Annotated in this window: 17 protein-coding genes; 4 read left to right on the top strand and 13 right to left on the bottom strand. The window is 58.6% G+C overall.

Annotated elements, in window-relative coordinates:
- Positions 1-110: 110 nt before the first annotated feature.
- The 4 genes from LKR43_RS11555 to LKR43_RS11540 are packed head-to-tail and all read right to left on the bottom strand — an operon-like array spanning position 111 to position 4,133.
- On the bottom strand, positions 111-1,082 hold the full coding sequence (locus LKR43_RS11555) for a nitronate monooxygenase family protein (RefSeq protein WP_227684217.1): 972 nt from the start codon (positions 1,080-1,082) through the stop codon (positions 111-113).
- A complete protein-coding gene (locus tag LKR43_RS11550; protein WP_227684216.1) occupies positions 1,079-1,879 on the bottom strand; it encodes an oxepin-CoA hydrolase, alternative type in 801 nt (266 codons plus the stop codon). Before LKR43_RS11550 ends, LKR43_RS11555 begins: the two co-directional genes overlap by 4 nt.
- Positions 1,880-1,891: 12 nt before the next feature.
- Positions 1,892-2,887 carry a tripartite tricarboxylate transporter substrate binding protein gene (locus LKR43_RS11545; RefSeq protein ID WP_227684215.1) on the bottom strand — a complete coding sequence of 332 codons (996 nt, stop codon included), beginning with the start codon at positions 2,885-2,887 and terminating at the stop codon, positions 1,892-1,894.
- A gap of 46 nt (positions 2,888-2,933) precedes the next feature.
- Positions 2,934-4,133 (bottom strand): CaiB/BaiF CoA-transferase family protein, encoded by a 1,200-nt coding sequence (locus tag LKR43_RS11540; RefSeq protein ID WP_227684214.1) that lies wholly within the window; start codon positions 4,131-4,133, stop codon positions 2,934-2,936.
- Positions 4,134-4,260: 127 nt separating this feature from the next.
- Here LKR43_RS11540 and LKR43_RS11535 point away from each other — a divergent pair, with 127 nt between their 5' ends.
- Positions 4,261-5,172, top strand: coding sequence for a LysR family transcriptional regulator (locus LKR43_RS11535; RefSeq protein WP_227684213.1), 912 nt, complete (start codon positions 4,261-4,263; stop codon positions 5,170-5,172).
- A gap of 16 nt (positions 5,173-5,188) precedes the next feature.
- Here the strand turns inward: LKR43_RS11535 and LKR43_RS11530 are convergent, their stop codons facing one another.
- Together LKR43_RS11530 and LKR43_RS11525 are read right to left on the bottom strand one after the other, a co-directional pair.
- Positions 5,189-6,751, bottom strand: coding sequence for a sulfatase-like hydrolase/transferase (locus LKR43_RS11530; RefSeq protein ID WP_227684212.1), 1,563 nt, complete (start codon positions 6,749-6,751; stop codon positions 5,189-5,191).
- Between the two features lie 23 nt (positions 6,752-6,774).
- Positions 6,775-7,758 carry a tripartite tricarboxylate transporter substrate-binding protein gene (locus tag LKR43_RS11525; protein WP_227684211.1) on the bottom strand — a complete coding sequence of 328 codons (984 nt, stop codon included), beginning with the start codon at positions 7,756-7,758 and terminating at the stop codon, positions 6,775-6,777.
- Between the two features lie 108 nt (positions 7,759-7,866).
- Here LKR43_RS11525 and LKR43_RS11520 point away from each other — a divergent pair, with 108 nt between their 5' ends.
- Positions 7,867-8,445: a MarR family winged helix-turn-helix transcriptional regulator gene (locus tag LKR43_RS11520; RefSeq protein WP_227684210.1), complete on the top strand. Its 579-nt coding sequence runs from the start codon at positions 7,867-7,869 to the stop codon at positions 8,443-8,445.
- Positions 8,442-9,179, top strand: a complete 738-nt coding sequence (locus LKR43_RS11515; protein WP_227684209.1) for an ABC transporter substrate-binding protein — start codon at positions 8,442-8,444, stop codon at positions 9,177-9,179. Before LKR43_RS11520 ends, LKR43_RS11515 begins: the two co-directional genes overlap by 4 nt.
- A 37-nt stretch (positions 9,180-9,216) precedes the next feature.
- On the opposite strand, the gene LKR43_RS11510 is transcribed toward LKR43_RS11515, so the two are convergent.
- On the bottom strand, positions 9,217-9,876 hold the full coding sequence (locus LKR43_RS11510) for a dienelactone hydrolase family protein (protein WP_227684208.1): 660 nt from the start codon (positions 9,874-9,876) through the stop codon (positions 9,217-9,219).
- Positions 9,877-10,040: 164 nt separating this feature from the next.
- Here LKR43_RS11510 and LKR43_RS11505 point away from each other — a divergent pair, with 164 nt between their 5' ends.
- Positions 10,041-11,183, top strand: a complete 1,143-nt coding sequence (locus LKR43_RS11505) for a hypothetical protein (RefSeq protein ID WP_227684207.1) — start codon at positions 10,041-10,043, stop codon at positions 11,181-11,183.
- 46 nt (positions 11,184-11,229) lie between these two features.
- Here LKR43_RS11505 and rssA read toward each other — a convergent pair whose 3' ends face one another.
- The 6 genes from rssA to LKR43_RS11475 form a co-directional block, all read right to left on the bottom strand.
- On the bottom strand, positions 11,230-12,141 hold the full coding sequence (gene rssA, locus LKR43_RS11500) for a patatin-like phospholipase RssA (RefSeq protein WP_227684206.1): 912 nt from the start codon (positions 12,139-12,141) through the stop codon (positions 11,230-11,232).
- Between the two features lie 48 nt (positions 12,142-12,189).
- A complete protein-coding gene (locus tag LKR43_RS11495; RefSeq protein ID WP_227684205.1) occupies positions 12,190-13,191 on the bottom strand; it encodes an amidohydrolase family protein in 1,002 nt (333 codons plus the stop codon).
- Positions 13,188-13,724 (bottom strand): 3-hydroxyanthranilate 3,4-dioxygenase, encoded by a 537-nt coding sequence (locus LKR43_RS11490; protein WP_227684204.1) that lies wholly within the window; start codon positions 13,722-13,724, stop codon positions 13,188-13,190. The genes LKR43_RS11495 and LKR43_RS11490 overlap by 4 nt, the downstream gene beginning before the upstream one ends.
- Before the next feature lie 43 nt (positions 13,725-13,767).
- Positions 13,768-14,190, bottom strand: a complete 423-nt coding sequence (locus LKR43_RS11485; RefSeq protein ID WP_227684203.1) for a RidA family protein — start codon at positions 14,188-14,190, stop codon at positions 13,768-13,770.
- Positions 14,191-14,211: 21 nt separating this feature from the next.
- Positions 14,212-15,675 carry a 2-hydroxymuconic semialdehyde dehydrogenase gene (locus tag LKR43_RS11480; RefSeq protein WP_227684202.1) on the bottom strand — a complete coding sequence of 488 codons (1,464 nt, stop codon included), beginning with the start codon at positions 15,673-15,675 and terminating at the stop codon, positions 14,212-14,214.
- Between the two features lie 69 nt (positions 15,676-15,744).
- Positions 15,745-16,584, bottom strand: a complete 840-nt coding sequence (locus LKR43_RS11475; RefSeq protein WP_370632103.1) for an ABC transporter permease — start codon at positions 16,582-16,584, stop codon at positions 15,745-15,747.
- Positions 16,585-16,605 lie beyond the last annotated feature (21 nt).

Raw genomic sequence — 16,605 nt, 5'->3', positions numbered from 1 at the left:
GTCGAAGGTGGCAATTGAAAGTCTGTCAGTGGTGCAGGCCGGTTTGTGGCCTGGGTGCTTACGTCGGCAGACGATCATGACGGGTTACTGGCCAGACAAAACAGCGGCAGCTAATCAAAAAAACGGGCCCGTTCCTTAAGGGTCTGTTCGCATTCGGCCACCATGCGCTTGATAAGATCGGCGCATGTGGGAATGTCTTTGATCAGGCCGGCTACCTGACTGATCCAGACCAGGCCGTCGTCGATATCGCCCGATTCCAGGGTCACACGGCCACGGGCACCGGCCACCAGATGCTGGATGTCCGAGAACTCACATCCGCCCGGGCGGTTCTCTATTGATACGACTTCATCCGATATCCGGTTTTTCATGACGCGGCCAGTGTTGCGCAGCGTGCGAAATATCAGGTGAGTGTCGCGTTCGGTCGCATCGACGATTGCCTGCTTGATATTCTGGTGAATGGGCGCTTCTGCGGTTGCGCAGAAACGAGTGCCCATATTGATGCCTTCGGCGCCAAGGCACAGAGCGGCCGCAAAGCCGCGACCATCTGCAATGCCGCCCGAGGCCACGATGGGAACCCGGATCTGGTCAGCCGTTACGGGAAATAAAACCAGGCCGCCTACGTCGTCCTCGCCAGGGTGTCCGGCGCATTCGAAGCCGTCGATGGAGACGGCATCAACGCCGTTGCGCTCGGCCGAAAGGGCGTGGCGAACCGAGGTGCATTTGTGAATAATCCTGACCCCTGCGGCGTGGGCCTTTTCGATGAATTCCTTGGGGTTGTTCCCGGCGGTTTCAAGTATGCGTACGCCACTTTCAATAATGGCATCGAGGTAGGCTTCGTACGGTGGGCGTTTTGCGCTGGGAAGAATAGTGAGATTCACGCCAAATGGCTTGTCGGTCATTTCACGGCAGCGCTCGATCTCTTTTTTAAGATCGGCGGGCGTGGGCTGCGTCAAGCCGGTCAGTATGCCCAGACCGCCGGCATTCGACACGGCGGAAGCCAATTCGGCCCGTCCGACCCATTGCATTCCGCCCTGAATGATCGGGTACTCGATGCCCAGCAATTCAGTTATGCGTGTCTTCATTTTGATCGGTAATTTGCCTTTCGTTTTTCCAGGAACGATGCGATGCCTTCGCGCGCCTCACTGCCGGCTTGTGCCTCGATCATGAACTGCGATTCGAGCTGGATCTGCTCGTCAAAGGTATTGCGCTTGGCCGTCGTGCACAACTGCTTGATGCATGCCATGGCCTTTGCCGGTCCATCGGCCAGTTTCGTAGCCAGCTGTATGGCATGTTCAAGCGCCTTGCCCGGCTCGACGCAGTGGTTGATGGCTCCGAGTTGATACATGCGTTCGCCCGTGACCGGTGTGCCGGTCAGGCACAGCTCGGACAGGATGGGACGTGAGAGCGACTCGGCCAGAAAGGATGTAATCCCGCCGTCCGGCGTCAGGCCGACCTTCACATAGGCCACGGAGTAGCGGCTGTCTTGCGCCCCTACCAGAACATCGCATGCAAAGGCGACGGACATGCCTGCACCGGCCACTGCTCCTTCGATGGCGGCGACTACGGGCTTGGGGCAGCTGCGCAGCGCACGAACGACCGTGTTCAGTTGTTCGATGATGGTGCGTCGCTCCAGCGCTGTAAGCGTGTGCCGCGTGGCCAGACGGCGCAGGTCGCCGCCTGCGCAGAAGTGGCCACCTTCACCCGTCAGCACAATGGCGCCGATTCCGTCATCATTGGCGGCATTCTGCAAGGCATCCAACAGTGCCAGATACAGTTCGGGTGACAAGGCATTGCGTGCGTCCGGATTGTCGATCGACAAAACCTGCACGGCGCCTTCGCGGTACATGCGTAATGGCTGGGGGTGGGGCTGACTGTTCATGGTGTCCTGTTATCAGAGGTTCCAGATGTCGATGTCCTTGGCGACCTGGTTCCAACGATCATATTCGTTGTTCAGGCGTGTTGTCATCTCTTCAGCCGTTTGATAGGTTGCGATCGCGCCCAGCTTGATCATGCGTTCCTGCAGCTCGGTGTCGGTCAGCAACTCCTTCAATTCCTTGTTGAGTCGGTCAGAAACCTCTTGCGGGGTGTCGTTAGGAACGATCAGGCCGCTCCAGCTACTGGCCTGGTAGCCAGGGAAGCCTTGCTCGGCCACCGATTTGACCTCAGGCAGGAAGGTTGTGCCACTGTCGGACAGCACGGCGATAGGCTTGACGCTGCCGGATTGAATGTGCGGCATGGCGGCGATCATGTCAGATACCATCATCCCGGTTTGTCCACCGATGAGATCGACGATGGCTGGAGCACTGCCGCTATAGGCGATGTGCTGCATCTCAAATTTGCCCAGTCCTTTCAGTTGCTCCATGGCCATATGACCAATGCTGCCTACACCGGGGCTGGAAAAGTTGATCTCGTTGGTTTTGCTGGCTTCGATCAGCTGCTGGAAGTTTTCGACACCGGGAAGAACGTCTGTGTTAATGATGACGACGTAGGGCAGGTCGTAGACGGTGGATACGCATGTGAAGTCGGTGCGTACGTCGTAAAGACCGTTGCGATGCACTATGGGAGCGATAAGCGCAGGCATGCCGAACATGGAAATCGTATAGCCATCGGGCTTTGAGCGGATGAACTGTGACGTGCCGACCGAGCCCGATGCGCCGGCACGGTTGTCTACCACAATGTGCTGGCCCAGCCTCTCTGACAGTCTTTCGGCAATCACGCGGGCGATGGTGTCGGTCGGGCCACCTGCCGGGAATGCCACAACCATGCGAATGGGTCGGTCAGGCCAGTTCGCTGCAAAGGACGGCATGGGCAATATGGCCGAGCCCAGTGCGGACAAGGCTGATGCTTTGATGAAGGTGCGGCGGTTGATGCTGGATTTAAGAGTCATATACGTCTCCGGTTTTATGTGCTTGCACCGAAAGTGACGAGCACGATCAGATGATGTTGCGGGCCTTCAGTTTCTGCAGTGTTTCGGTATCGATATCCAGAAGCTCCTGCAGAACTTCAGCTGTGTGTTGACCCAGGTGGGGCGGGTTTTGGTGCACCGGGCTGCGTTCGTTATCGATAACGTAGGGCGGTGCATGTATGGCTTGCGGGCCGGCTTCGGAGTCCTCGTAACGATGAACCATCCGGGCCTCTTGGGTTCTGGTTGATTCAAAGGCTTCGAACAAGCCATGTACCTCGCCGCAAGGGATGTTCGCTTCCTGCATGCGCGTAATGAGTTCTGCGCGGGGGTGCTGGCGGATTGCATCTTCCAGCAGCGGAGCCAGGATGTCACGGTGCCTGGATCGGTCGGTGTTTTTCTCGAAGCGGGGGTCGGTTGCCAGGTCGGGGCGAAGAATGACCTTTTCACAGAAGCGCTGGAATTGCGTGTTGTTGCCGACGGCAATAACAAGCGGCCCGTCTTTGGCTTCGTAGACGCCGTAAGGAACGATTGCAGGGTGGGAGTTGCCAAACTTGGCCGGATCCTGGCCTGCCAGTTGTGCGGCCAGACCATAATAGGACGTGATGGCCAGACCATTGTCGTAAAGCGCCATCTGGACGTGGCGACCCTGCCCGGTGGTCACGCGTTCATACAATGTGGCCAGAATGGCCTGGGCTGCATGCATGCCGGTGAACATGTCGACAGCAGCCACGCCGAACTTGAGCGGGCCCTGGCCTTCCTCACCGTTCATGGCCATGATGCCGCTTTCGCCCTGTATCACCAGGTCGTAGCCTGGGCGACCGCTTTCAGGACTGAGCACGGAATAGCCCGAGATCGAGCAATAGACCACACGCGGATTCAGTGAACGAATCTGCTCATAGCCCAGACCGAGTTTTTCGGCGCCGCCTTGTTTAAAGTTTTGAATCACGACATCTGACTTGGCGGCCAGCTCCAGGGCAAGCGCACGGCCTTCTTCGGATTGCAGGTCCAGGCAAATTGAGCGCTTGTTCCGGTTGGCGCTGTTGAAATACGAAGTATTTCTGCTGCCGACACGCACACCCCAGTCGCGGGTATCGTCGCCACGGGTAGGGTGTTCGACTTTGATGACGTCTGCGCCCAAATCGCCCAGGGCCATGCCGCACAAAGGTCCGGCCATGACGCGCGACAGATCCAGTACTCGTACTCCAGCCAGTGGTTTTATACCCAGCACAATGGTGTTCCTACAATGTAAATATGATGACAGGCAGCAAATGTTGCTCATAAATTGTAGAGGTCATACCGTTGTTGACAATCACAATGGATATTGACATGATGTAAAAGAATTTTGAACATGATCCATGAATCTGCTCTCTCTATCCATCTTTGTGGCTATCGTCGATAGCGGCAATCTCAGTCAGGCGGCCCGCGCGTTGAAGATGTCACGCGCCAATGTCAGCTATCACCTGTTTCAGTTGGAAAACGCATTGGGCGCGGAACTGTTGCGCCGAACACCGCAAGGCAACGAGCTGACAGAAGTCGGCGAGCGTATCTATCATCATGCGGCCAATATTGTTAACGAATCAGCGTTGCTGCAAGAGACGGTTCAGTCCGGCGTCGGTGAATTATCCGGCAAGCTCAGCCTGAGCGTTCCTACGGGCTACGGACAACTGGTCGTGGGTCCGTGGCTGATCGAGTTCAAGAAAATTTATCCGGGCATCGTGCTGGAAGTCAGGTTCGACAACTTCGTTGATAACCTTGTGCGCGACGGGGTAGATGTGGCCATCAGTGTCAGGTCCGAGCCGCCGCCCTTGCTGGTCGTGCGCGATCTGGGGCCTTTGCGCTATGTGGTGAGTGCATCCAGCCATTGGGCGGCAGAAAACGCCATGCCGCGCTCCATGCAGGACCTTGCCGATGTCCCGATCGTAACGACTGGTGGTATCACCGGCCGCGCGTACCTGAAGGCCGTGCATAACGACCGGGCAAGTGAAATGCATCTGCATCCCACATTGCTGTCTCGTAATTTTCCCTATTTGCGTGAATGTATCCTGGCGGGAATGGGCGTGGGGATCGTTCCTGATTATGTGGTGAAAGATCTTGTCCATGCCGGCAGCGTTGTCACCAGCATGGACGATCATCTGTTGACACTGGATGCCGGCCAGATGTATCTTTTGTATACACCTAACCGGTATCGGTCACGCGTGTTCAGAACGCTGCTGGATTTTCTGATGGACAAGCTGGAAATTGCCAGGCCAATTCGCAAGGATGTCTAGGGGGGTGTTCCCGCGCTTACCATTGCCCGAGATGCACACCCGCTTTCTTATGGGCGTTGGTCCCGCGCTCTACGGCCTCAAAGTTGACGGTGGTACGCCGCTTCAGGCCTGAGAACCATGCCAATAGCCGTTCGCGGCACTCGGCTCGCACAGAGGCGCAAGCTGGGTCCTGGCCCAGGTCGTGGAATTGGTCCGGATCGGCGTGCAGGTCATAAAGCTGTTCGGGTTCGTCCATCCAGTACACGTAACGCCATCGATCGGTGCGTACAGACCAGGCCCGTGCGTTCTGGGGAGTCTTGCCGGTCAGCAGTCGCGAAAGCCGATAGCTGTAGTCCAGTTCCGAAAAGACACTGTCCCGCCACTTGACCGGCTCGCCATGCAGGACGGGCAACAGGTTGCGCCCCTCCAGGCGATGCATGGGCAGCGGCTGCCCCAGCCATGCCAGAATGGTGGGCAGCACGTCGACGGATTCCACCATTCTTGACTCGATCCGGCCGCGGGTTGCGTCCGCAGCCGCCGATGGATCGACCACGATCATGGGAACGCGTTGAACGGTGTCGTAGAACAGTTCTTTTTCGCCCAGCCAGTGATCACCCAGGAAGTCTCCGTGGTCAGCGGTAAAGATGATCAGCGTGTTCTCCATGAGCCCCGTGCGCTCCATATGGTCGAACAGCCGGCCCAGGTGGTCATCCAGTTGCGTGATCAGGCCCTGATATGCCGGGCGCACCGTGCTTATGCATGCATCCATTGAAAAACTGATGCTTTCCTCGTGCTGTCGATACGCTTGCAATACGGGGTGTGCATTGTGCCGCTCGGCTTCATTGCGTACGACAGGCAGGCATTGGTCGGGCCGGTACATGGCGTGGTAAGGATTAGGGGCAATATAGGGCCAATGTGGCTTTACATAGCTTAAATGCATGACCCAGGGCTGTTCTCCCTGTTGCGCCATGAACTGTAAAGCCTGATCCGTCATGTAGGCAGTTTCCGAGTGCTCTTCCTGCACCCGGGCAGGGTAGCGTGCGTTGCGCATGTGCCAGCCACTGACCGCCTCGCCATTGGGGCCTTGTGCGGAAATAACGAAGTCTGTCCAGGGATCGTCCGAAACATAGCCGTGGCGGCGGAGGTAGGCCGGGTAGCCGCTTTCCTGGCCCGGCTCATGGTGGCCATCGTAGCGATCGATTTCTTCGAAGCCGCCGCTGCTCAGCAGGCGCCCCAGTTCGCTGCCGCCATCCAGCGCCAGGCGTTCCAGGCCGGCGTGGTCTACCATGACATGAGTCTTGCCGGCCAGTACCAGCTTGCGGCCACTTGCACGCAGGTATTCGCCTAACGTTACCTCGCCTACCGATAACGGTACGCGGTTCCAGGTTGCGCCGTGCGTGGAGGGATAGCGCCCGGTGTAGTAACTCATGCGGGACGGGCCGCATACGCCGGAATTCACAAAGGCGCGGTCAAATTGCACGCCCCGCCTGGCCAGCGCATCGATGTTGGGCGTGCGGATATGCGGGTGGCCATAGCATGCCAGATGATCGGCACGCAATTGGTCTGCCATAATGAAAAGAACGTTCTTGGCCTGGCCCATCGATCTCGCCTGATGTTGGTTGACTACTTGGTGACGACGAAGCCCGAGGCCGTTACAACAGGGGCCCACTGAGCACGGAACGCGTCCACCAGCTTGCCGGTTTCCTGTGCATTGGCTGATACGGGGATCAAGTCGCCATCGTGCAGTTTTTTGCGTATGGCCGGGTCGGCCGTGACCGACTTGATGATTTCTCCCAGCATGGCGGCCTTGTCGTCCGGCATGGACGACGAAGCGAAAAAGGTATTCCAGCCGGAGGCCTTCAGATCGATACCGGCTTGCGTGAATGTGGGTACTTCGGGCAATGCTGCTTCGCGAACTTCGCCCGAGGTGGCAAGGATGCGGATGCGTTTGCCCAGATGCTGCTGGGTCAGCGCGTCAAGCGTGTCGATGGCCACCGGCACGGCGCCGCCAATCAAATCGGTGATGACCGGTGCTGAGCCGCGATAGCCGACGATCTGGCCTTCGGTTCCGATTTGATCGGCAAGCATCAAGCCAAAGAAGTGCGGGAGGCTGCCTGTTGCCGGCACCCCTATATTGAATTGCTCGGGATTGGATTTGGCCCAATCCACCAGTGCTTGCATAGTCTTGATCTGGCTGTCGGCCGAAACGGCGACGCCAAATCCATACTCCGTTACCATTGAGACGGGCTGGAAGTCTTTTTGCGCATCGTAGGGTAGACTATCGAAAACCAGGGGGGCCACCACCATCACCGCTGGATTGCCCAGCAGCAGGATATTGTCATCCGGTGCTGCATTTTTAACGTGCTGTGCGGCGATACGCCCGCCCGCACCCGTCCTGTTTTCGATAATGATGGGCACCCCCAGTTTCGACTGCAAGCCGGACGCCACAATGCGTGCGGCCCGATCTGTGGCGCCGCCGGGTGCGTAGCCGACGACGATTGTCACGGGAGAAGACAGCTTGGCTGTGCTGGTTTGGGCCGCGCCAACGGCACAGCTTGCCAGCAGGATGCAAGGCAGCAGGGCTGCTCGAAGTGCGTTCTTGATCATGGGCTTGTCTCCTTGGACTTGATTTATCTTAATATTAGTTGGCAGCTTACCAAGCCAGGCATTAATTGTTCTAATCAACTATCAGACCTTAAGGGGAGGCCTCCACGCATGGACATCAAAACGACCGGCCCCATGAAGTCGATCGATACCGCCGGCTTGCCGGACAGCCTGCCGACACTTGACGATATGTTGATGTTCAAGCTGTATCGTGCCTGGTCGGCAGGAAACCCCATCTTTACGCGATTATGCGAGGGCCGCTTCAATATCACTCGCCGTGAATGGCGTTTGCTGGCAATTGCAGGTCAGTACGACAGCTTGACCTCAACCCGGTTGGCTCATGTGGCCGCCCTTGATGCGCCACGCACGTCGCGGGCCGTGGGTTCTTTGTGCAGGAAAGGCTTGCTCGAGCGCAGGCGGGATCCGGACGACGCGAGAACGGTACATATATCCGTCACGCAGCGGGGGCGAAGCTTGTATCACGAGCTCATGCCGTTGGTCGCCTCGCTGAATGAGGTCATTTTTCAGGACCTGGATTCAGGGGAACTGCAGGCGCTGGGTGCGATGCTGGATCGTATCGTAAGCCGGGCGGCCCAGATGATCGACGATGATCTGATCAAGGAAAGGACACATCGCAGCCGCCCCTCGGGGCGTCATCAATACTATTCAGAAAAGGAAACTGCACAATGAGCACTGGCTTGAGTCTGAGTCATATTCGGGATGAACTGCTTTCCACCGGCAAGCTCAGGGCCGCCATCAACCACGGCAACCCGGTACTGGCCCAGCGTGGGCCGGGGGGTGAACCCCGGGGGGTATCGGTGGCCTTGGCACAAGCTTTGGCCAGTCGGCTGAACGTGGCGCTGGAAGTCGTTCCGTTCGAGGCGGCCGGCAAGGTCGTGGACGCGGCAGGGCAGAATGTCTGGGATGTCGGATTTCTTGCGATTGATCCCATGCGTGCCGACCAGGTCTCGTTCACATCGCCTTATGTGCTGATTGAAGGTACTTATTTGCTGCGTGACGACAGCCGCTTTACCGCAATTGATCAGCTCGATACTGCCGGGGCACGCATTGCCGTGGGTCAGGGCGCTGCGTACGACTTGTTTCTGTCGCGCGCCCTTCAGCATGCGCAACTCGTGCGCGCTCCCACGTCGGCCGCCGCCGTGGATCTTTTTCTTGAACAAGGGCTTGATGCCGCAGCAGGCGTGCGCCAGCCATTGGAAACCGCAGCCCGCCGGCACGCAGGTTTAAAAGTGCTCCCGGGTTATTTCACTGCCATCCGCCAGGCGGTGGCAACGCCGGCAAAGAATGTGGCATCGCTGCCTTTTCTCCAGGCCTTCATTGAAGAAATGAAGGCAAGCGGGTTGGTAGCCCGGGCCTTGCAGGACAGCGGCCAGGGCGAGGCCACCGTGGCGCCGGCTGAGTAGGGCAGTGGCGCGGGGGACGTGGCAGGAAGCGATTAAATTATTGTTTCAATAGTTTGGAGAAGAAGTCCAGCGTACGTTCCCGGGCCAGTGCGGCAGCCGTCGGTTCGAACGAGGCGCGCTGATCGCAACCGAAACCGTGGCCCGCGCCGGCGTAGGTGTGGATTTCGACGTCAGGCTGGGCTTGCCGGATTGCGGCGACGTCTTCCATGGGGATTGAGCCGTCTTCCTCACCGAAATGCATTTGTACCGGCATCAGGTGTTTTGCATCTTTATGCTGGACAATGCCGCCGCCATACCAGCACGAAGCTGCGCTGAGTCGTGTGCTTTGGCACGCCGCCAGCCAGGAAAGCCTGCCGCCCCAGCAATATCCAACGATTCCGATTTTTACATCGGGCGCAAAAGCGGCGGCGCAGGCCTCTATATCCATGAGCGCCTGTGAGTTTTCAATCTTTGCCCGATGAGCCAGGCCTTCCTTTACGTCATCGGCCGCATAGCCCAGTTCGATGCCGGGCTGGACACGATCAAAGAGCGCGGGGCTCATTACGCGGTAGCCTTGTGCGGCAAAAGCATCGGCCACGCTGCGTATGTGACTGTTCACGCCAAAGATTTCCTGGACTACGATCAGGCCCGACCGGGCGTCTTCAGGCCCTGCTGTGTATACGTGAAATTCGTGGCCGTCGCTAGCTGTCAGTTGCATGGATAGGGGTCCTTGATGTTGGGAGAAGAGGCTGACCTTGTCAGCTTGGTCAGCTTCGATGGTAATCCGTCCGGTGCATGGCTGCCAATGCAACGGCGCCTATGTTGTGCCGGCCCTGCGGTCTGCTACAGTAAACCTTCTGTCTGCATACTTTCGGCTTTGCTATGAAAACACTGTTTGTGGCCATTCTGCTTGCCTTTGTGGGCGCGTTGCTGATAGCCGGCTTGTACAAGCCGCAGCCGCTCGAGGCGCAACTGATGCATCTGCAGCTTGAACAAACCTTGCCCGAGGCGGCAGACGAGCTGGCGGGCGAGCAGGCCGAGATCCAGGCGCTCTTTCTGGCCTATGCGGCAGATCCGGTTTTGTCGGCCAAGGCAAGGCTGGCTTTATTGCGGCACCCCGATATGGCCAGAACGGTATTCCTTACATATGGCGCGAGCCCTGCATTTCAGGATGTACTCGCGCGCTACGGTGAAGACGTCGTCCTGCCCATACATTACTTTCTTGATAACGAAGTGTTCACGCTGGAGCTCATGCGTGGACTGAGCGATTCGGCCCGGTCCGCCCTGAGTGCGGTCCGACGGTTATGGGACGAAACGGAGTCTGGTTCCGCCTTGGCAGCCGGCCCCATAACCGCCGAAGAGCGAGGTAGCTACGCCATACAGTTCCTTAGCCTGGAAGGCTATGATTTTCTGGGGCAGTTCGTGCTGAATCAGGCCGGCGAGGTGCGCTGGGTCCAGACGGAACGTGTGCTGGAAGGCTTGAACAGTTTTTTTGCGGGCGGGATAAAAGGGCTGGAAACCCGATTGCGTCGCGAAGAAGAGGTCGGATTGGGTGACGTGGGCTGGGCGGCCATGGACGTTGCCGTTGGTGTTACCGCCTTCAAGTTGTTGCGCATGGGCAGGGGTGCTGCCGCCGGTGCCGGTACCCTGACTTATTCTCAACGCTCCGCCGCGCTGGGGGCCGGCCTGTGGCGCACAAGCGTTGTGGGCGCGAGGCTTGCCAAGTATGGTGCACCCGCGGTGCTTGCCTATATTGCAGTCAGGCATCCCAGCGTGATCAATTCCATGCTGGGCGCGATAGCCGAAAAATTTGATCTGCCGCTGCACCTGGTGCAAGTGGTTGGCTGGACACTGGTGTTGTTGCCCGTCATGTTGTTGCTCCGCCTTTTGCTGGGGCCACTGATTTGGGTGTTGGGCGGTTTGGTCAGGCTGCTCGGCGGTCTGGACCGACTTTGGCGCAAGCGCCGTGCGAACAGCGCTGCCATGTGGTCGCATAATGTCAGGGTAGGGGCGCGCGAAGGTTAAGTGTGCGCCCGTCAGGATAAACGCGAAGGCTGCCTGAGATCAGCGCTCAGGCCCGCCCCAGCAGCTCCTTCAGTTCATTAAGAACCTGTCGGGTTGCGCGTTCGCCCTCGTCTATGGCTTCTGCCGCGCGGTGATAATCCATCAGGGCAAGATTGGCCAGCCGCGGGCGTATCAGTATGTCGGCGGGTTCGCCGGCCAGGCGGCTGCGGGTGATGCGCACCTGCATGATGTTCAGGCTGATGCTTAAAACGTCGAATATGGATGGAATGGGAATGGTGGAAACGGGCCCGTTCTGCTCGCCTTTCAGGCGGCCCAGCTTCAAGGGCAGTTTGTCCAGCATGGACTCCAGCGTACTTGGTTCCTCTGCTGCGGCTGGCGGTTCAACATCGAAACGACGACCGATCAGGTCAGAGTTCAGGTCTACCGCTATCACGATGTCGGCACCCATCGCGCGGCATAGTGAAACCGGCACGGGGTTGACCAAGGCGCCGTCTACAAGCAGGCGCCCGTTCATTTCTATAGGTTTGAACAGGCCGGGCAGGGCGGCCGAAGCCCGTACCGCATCGATAACACTGCCGTCGCGCAACCATACCTCACGGCCTGTAGCGAGCTCTGTTGCGACGGCGCCAAACGTTTTGGACAGTGTGGTGATGTCTTTCTCGGTGAAATGGGTGCGCAGGTAGGCAAACAGTTTTTCACCATGGATCAGGCCACCCGTGATGGTGAAGTCCAGCAGACCCATGACGCTTTGCCAGGTCAGGCCGCGTACCCATTTTTCAAACGGCTTCAGTTGCCCGTCGACATAGGCTGCACCGACCAGCGACCCTATGGAAGTGCCGCACACGATATCAGGTGTTATGCCCGCTTCTTCAAGCACGCGGATAACGCCTATATGCGACCAGCCTCGCGCCGATCCGCTGCCCAGCGCGAGTCCGATCCTGGGTTGGTTCAATTGCATGCTGTTTCTCTGTGGTTTGGGGGCGAACCTGCGCACTATATTACGGAATTACGATTCGACACCGAAAAACTCCTGTGCGTTGCCCGCGTTGATGCGCTGCTTGTCTGTTGCATCCAGCCAGGGGCTGTTCAGTACCAGCTTGCCGATTTCCTGTTCGCCCAGCGGGAACGGATAGTCGGACCCCAGCATGATGCGGTCGGCGCCCATGACCTCGGTCAGCAATCGCAAGGCGCCGGTGTCAAAGACGGCACTGTCTACATAAAACCTGCGAACATAGCTTGATGGTGGATGGGGGCAGTCGGCGCGCACGATGTCGCGGCATTGCCAGGCGTTCTCGACGCGGCCCAGAAGAAAGGCAAAGCTGCCTCCGCCATGGGCGAAGCAGATCTTCAGGCTTTCCGGGATGCGCTCGAATGCACCGGACAGTATCAGTGACAGAATGCCCAGTTGTGTTTCCGCGGGCATGGCAACCAGCCAGGGCAGCATCCATTTTTTCATGCGGCCATCTGTCATCATGTCCCAGGGATGAACCAGCACGGGAATGTTGTCGTTTGCGCAATGAATCAGGAATTGCACCAGGTGCTCGTCGTCCAGGTCACGCGCCCCAAGATGGCTGCCGATCTGTACGCCATGGTGGCCACTGGCCCTGGCTTGCGAGGCCACGCGACAGGCCATATCGAGATCCTGCAGCGGCACTTGCGCAAGCGCCTTGAGTCTGGCCGGGTTCGCTGCGCAGTGTTCCAGCGCCATATCGTTGATGCGCTCGGCCCACGCAGCGGTTTTACCGGCGGGAAACTCGTAGCCGAACATAATGGGCGTGGCACAGATGATCTGCAGGTCTATCCCGTGCCTGTCCATTTCCAGCAAGCGCAATTGTGGATCCCATAAAGCCCTGTACACGGGCCGGAAACGCTGTGCGCCTTTCATGATCTGGCCTGTTTCCCCACTGGCATCGACTGCCAGCCAAGGAGCTTGCGTTGCATCGAGTTCGGCCGCCTGGGCTTGCGAAATGCGCGGGAAGAAGTGCGCATGCATGTCAATTTTCTTCATGCGGCTGTACTCCCCGGATGCAGCTTGCCGCAACCGGGACAACGGCGCTGTTCTTCAGAGATGTAAAAGGCATTGAACAGCGCAGGCAGGTCGCGCACCAGGCTTTGCAGCTGGGTTTCCACCCTGTGCACCAGGTGTCCGCAGCCTTCGTCCGATTCGCAATACCATTCGAAACCATCCTTCATCCCCTCGGGGCGCTGGCGTTCGATGACCAGACAGACGCTGTCGGCCTCGGGCCGTTGCGGTGAATGCCGGACGTGCGGCGGCAACAGAAAGATGTCTCCTTCGTTCAGGTCCACGCGTTCGCGCCTGCCGTCGATCCACAAGTTCAGGTAGGCGTTGCCGCGCAACTGATAGAAGAACTCTTCCAGCGGATCATCGTGATAGTCGGTACGGCTGTTGGGTCCGCCAACGACAGTGACCAGAAAATCGCTGTCTTGCCAGATTTGCTGGTTGCCCACCGGTGGCTTGAGCAGATGTGCGTGTTCGTCTATCCAGCGCTCGAAGTTGAACGGTTTGCCATAGCTAAGCATGCGGGTCTCCGGAGTTGGAACAGATTATGCTGCGTGAGGGCGTTCATGCTGATGCAGGGAAATGGGCGATTGCCTTGATTTCAATGAGCAGGTGGGGGTGGGGCAGCTGATGCACGGCGACCGTGGTGCGGGCCGGGCCGTCAGCCGAGAAATACTCTGCGTAAACTTTGTTATAGCCGTCGAAATCATTCATGTCGACCAGAAAGGTCGAGATTTCGACCAGGTGCTGCAGCCCTGCGCCTTCGCTGGCAAGAATGTCTCGTATGTTTTCGATCACCGCGCGTGTCTGGGCGGCGATATCAAGGGTGACCTTGCCGGTGGCGTCGACCGACGCGCCTTCATAGCTGTTGTCGGGCCTGCGAGAGCTTGTGCCCGAAACGAACAGGAAGTCACCTGCGCGCCTGATGTGGGGAAAGGCGCCGCGGGGCTTGGCTTTACCGGGGACTACACGTGCTGTACTGTTCATATTCCTGGCCTTTTGGAAACCTTAGATCTTGATGCAGATGGTACTGATATCGGAGTAGAAGTCCAGCGAGTAGCGGCCGCCCTCGCGCCCGATGCCTGACAGCTTGCCGCCACCGAAGGGCGTGCGCAGGTCGCGGGTGAACCAGGTGTTGACCCAGACCATGCCGGTTTCAATCTGGCCGGCCACCCGGTGGGCGCGGGAAAGCTCGGTCGTCCAGATACAGGCTGCCAGCCCGTAGTCGCTATCGTTAACGCGTGCAATGACCTCTGCTTCGGTATCAAAGGGCGCTACGTGGCAAACCGGGCCGAAGATTTCTTCCCGCATGCAGCGGGCGCTGTCGGGCAAGCCAGTCAGGATGGTCGGCTGCACATAGGCGCCCTGGTCGCGTTCGTCGCCAAATATGGGTATCCCGCCACCGGTGACGATGCGGGCGCCTTCCTCGCGTGCCAACTGGTAGTACGACAGCACCTTGTCGCGATGCTGCTGTGAAATCAGCGGCCCCATGTCGACGTCTGGATCGTCGGGATAGCTAAGCACCAGTTCTTCGCAGCGGGTCTTGAGCCGGTCGACAAAGCGGTCGAACAGGGGGCGCTCGACATAGACTCGTTCGGAGCACAGGCAGACCTGGCCGGCGTTGGTGAAGCTGGAACGCATGATGCCGCTGATGGCCGCCTCGAAATCGGCGTCGGCAAAGACTACGGCCGCATTTTTTCCGCCCAGTTCAAAGGACACTTCCTTCACGCCTTCGGCAGCCGCTTTCATGATGGCGGACCCTGTGCGTGATTCACCGGTGAAGGTGATGGCAGCGATGTCAGGGTGGGTGCTCAGGAATTCACCGGCGGCGCCCGGGCCAAAACCGTGGATCAGGTTGAATACTCCGCGCGGCAGCCCGGCGCCCTGTATGACTTCGGCCAGCAGCGTGGCGGATGAAGGGGTTTCTTCAGACGGTTTGGCCACCACGCAATTACCCATGGCCAATGCCGGTGCGATCTTCCAGGTAAGCAACAGCAGGGGCAGGTTCCAGGGAGAGATAATGCCTACGATGCCCAAAGGCTTGCGCGTAACGTAGTTCAGGGTTCTGCCCCCGTCGGGGGCGATGCCTTCGAACATCTCGCTGGAAGCCGTTTTGATCAAATCGGCGAAAGTGCGGAAGTTGGCGATGCCGCGTGCCACATCCAGGCTGCGGGCCTGGTGCATGGGCCGGCCAGTATCCATGACTTCAGCCTGCACGAAGTCATCAAAGCGCCGCTCTATGCCATCGGCGATACGATGCAGCAGTGCGGCGCGTTCATTGACGTTGAGGGTTTTCCAGGTATCTTGCGAAGCCCGGTTGGCAGCCTCGACGGCACGCTGTACGACGGACGTATCGGCTGCGCATACCTGGTTGACCAATTGCCCGTTGACCGGATTGATATTGGCAAACCGTTCCGGCGTTTTCAGCCATTGGCCGTCAACGAAGCACCGGAGTAACGGTACGTCGGCCATATTGCCTCCTGATTGTTTTTCTTATTCTATTCTATGCCTTGCAGGAGACTGGCGGCCAGCCGCGTGGTATCAGGCCTGGCGCTGACCCGACCAGCGCTTGTAGGCCTTCTGGGCCAGGCTGTCCAGCAAGAAACCCAGAGCGCCTATCAGCACGATGACTGCCATCAGTTCCGAATAGGCCATGCGGTCGCGCGTATCGAGAATGTAGTAACCCAATCCGGAACTGACGCCCAGCATTTCGCAGGGCACCAGCACAATCCAGATGATGCCGATGGCCAGCCTTGCCCCGGTGAGCACCTGGGCCAGTATGCCAGGCACGATAATACGCAACAGTACCTCGCCACGAGTAGCGCTGAGGCTTTTCGCCAGCATCAACCATTTCGGGTCAAGTTGCCGTACCCCTGAGGCCGTGTTCAGCATAATGGGCCAGACGGCGGCGAACGTCAGCAGGAAATAGATGGGTGCGTCGCCTATGCCAAACACCATTACGGCTATGGGCATCCACGACAGCGGCGATATCATGCGCAGAAATTGAAATGCGGTGCTGCTGGTGTTGTCGAAGCTGCGGGAACCGCCCACGGCCAGGCCAACCGGCACGCCTATCAGCAGCGCCAGCGCCAGTCCAACCAGCACGCGCTGCAAGCTCATCCATGTATGGGTGGTGAGCTCTCCGCTGATAATCAGCTCATACAAGCTTTGCAGGGTGGGTGCAGGCGCCAGCGAGGCGGCCAGAGGAATGCTGCCTTGAAGCAGGGTTGTGCCCAGCGCCCAGAGTGCCACCAGAATGGCAATCCCCATCCAGCCATATAGCACCCGGGTATTGGGTTTGAACCAGCGCTGGAGCTGTGAGGCAGCGCCGCGCGCCTGGCTGGTTCCTGCAATATTCTGTTGGGCAAGGGTAGAGCGCATGAGTAATTCCAACTATGTCGG

Origin of the sequence: Pusillimonas sp. MFBS29 (assembly GCF_020687695.1) — a bacterium.
Lineage (GTDB): Bacteria > Pseudomonadota > Gammaproteobacteria > Burkholderiales > Burkholderiaceae_B > Pusillimonas_C.
Note: the sequence above shows the minus strand (reverse complement) of the source record. Positions and strands in the feature narration are given on the sequence as shown.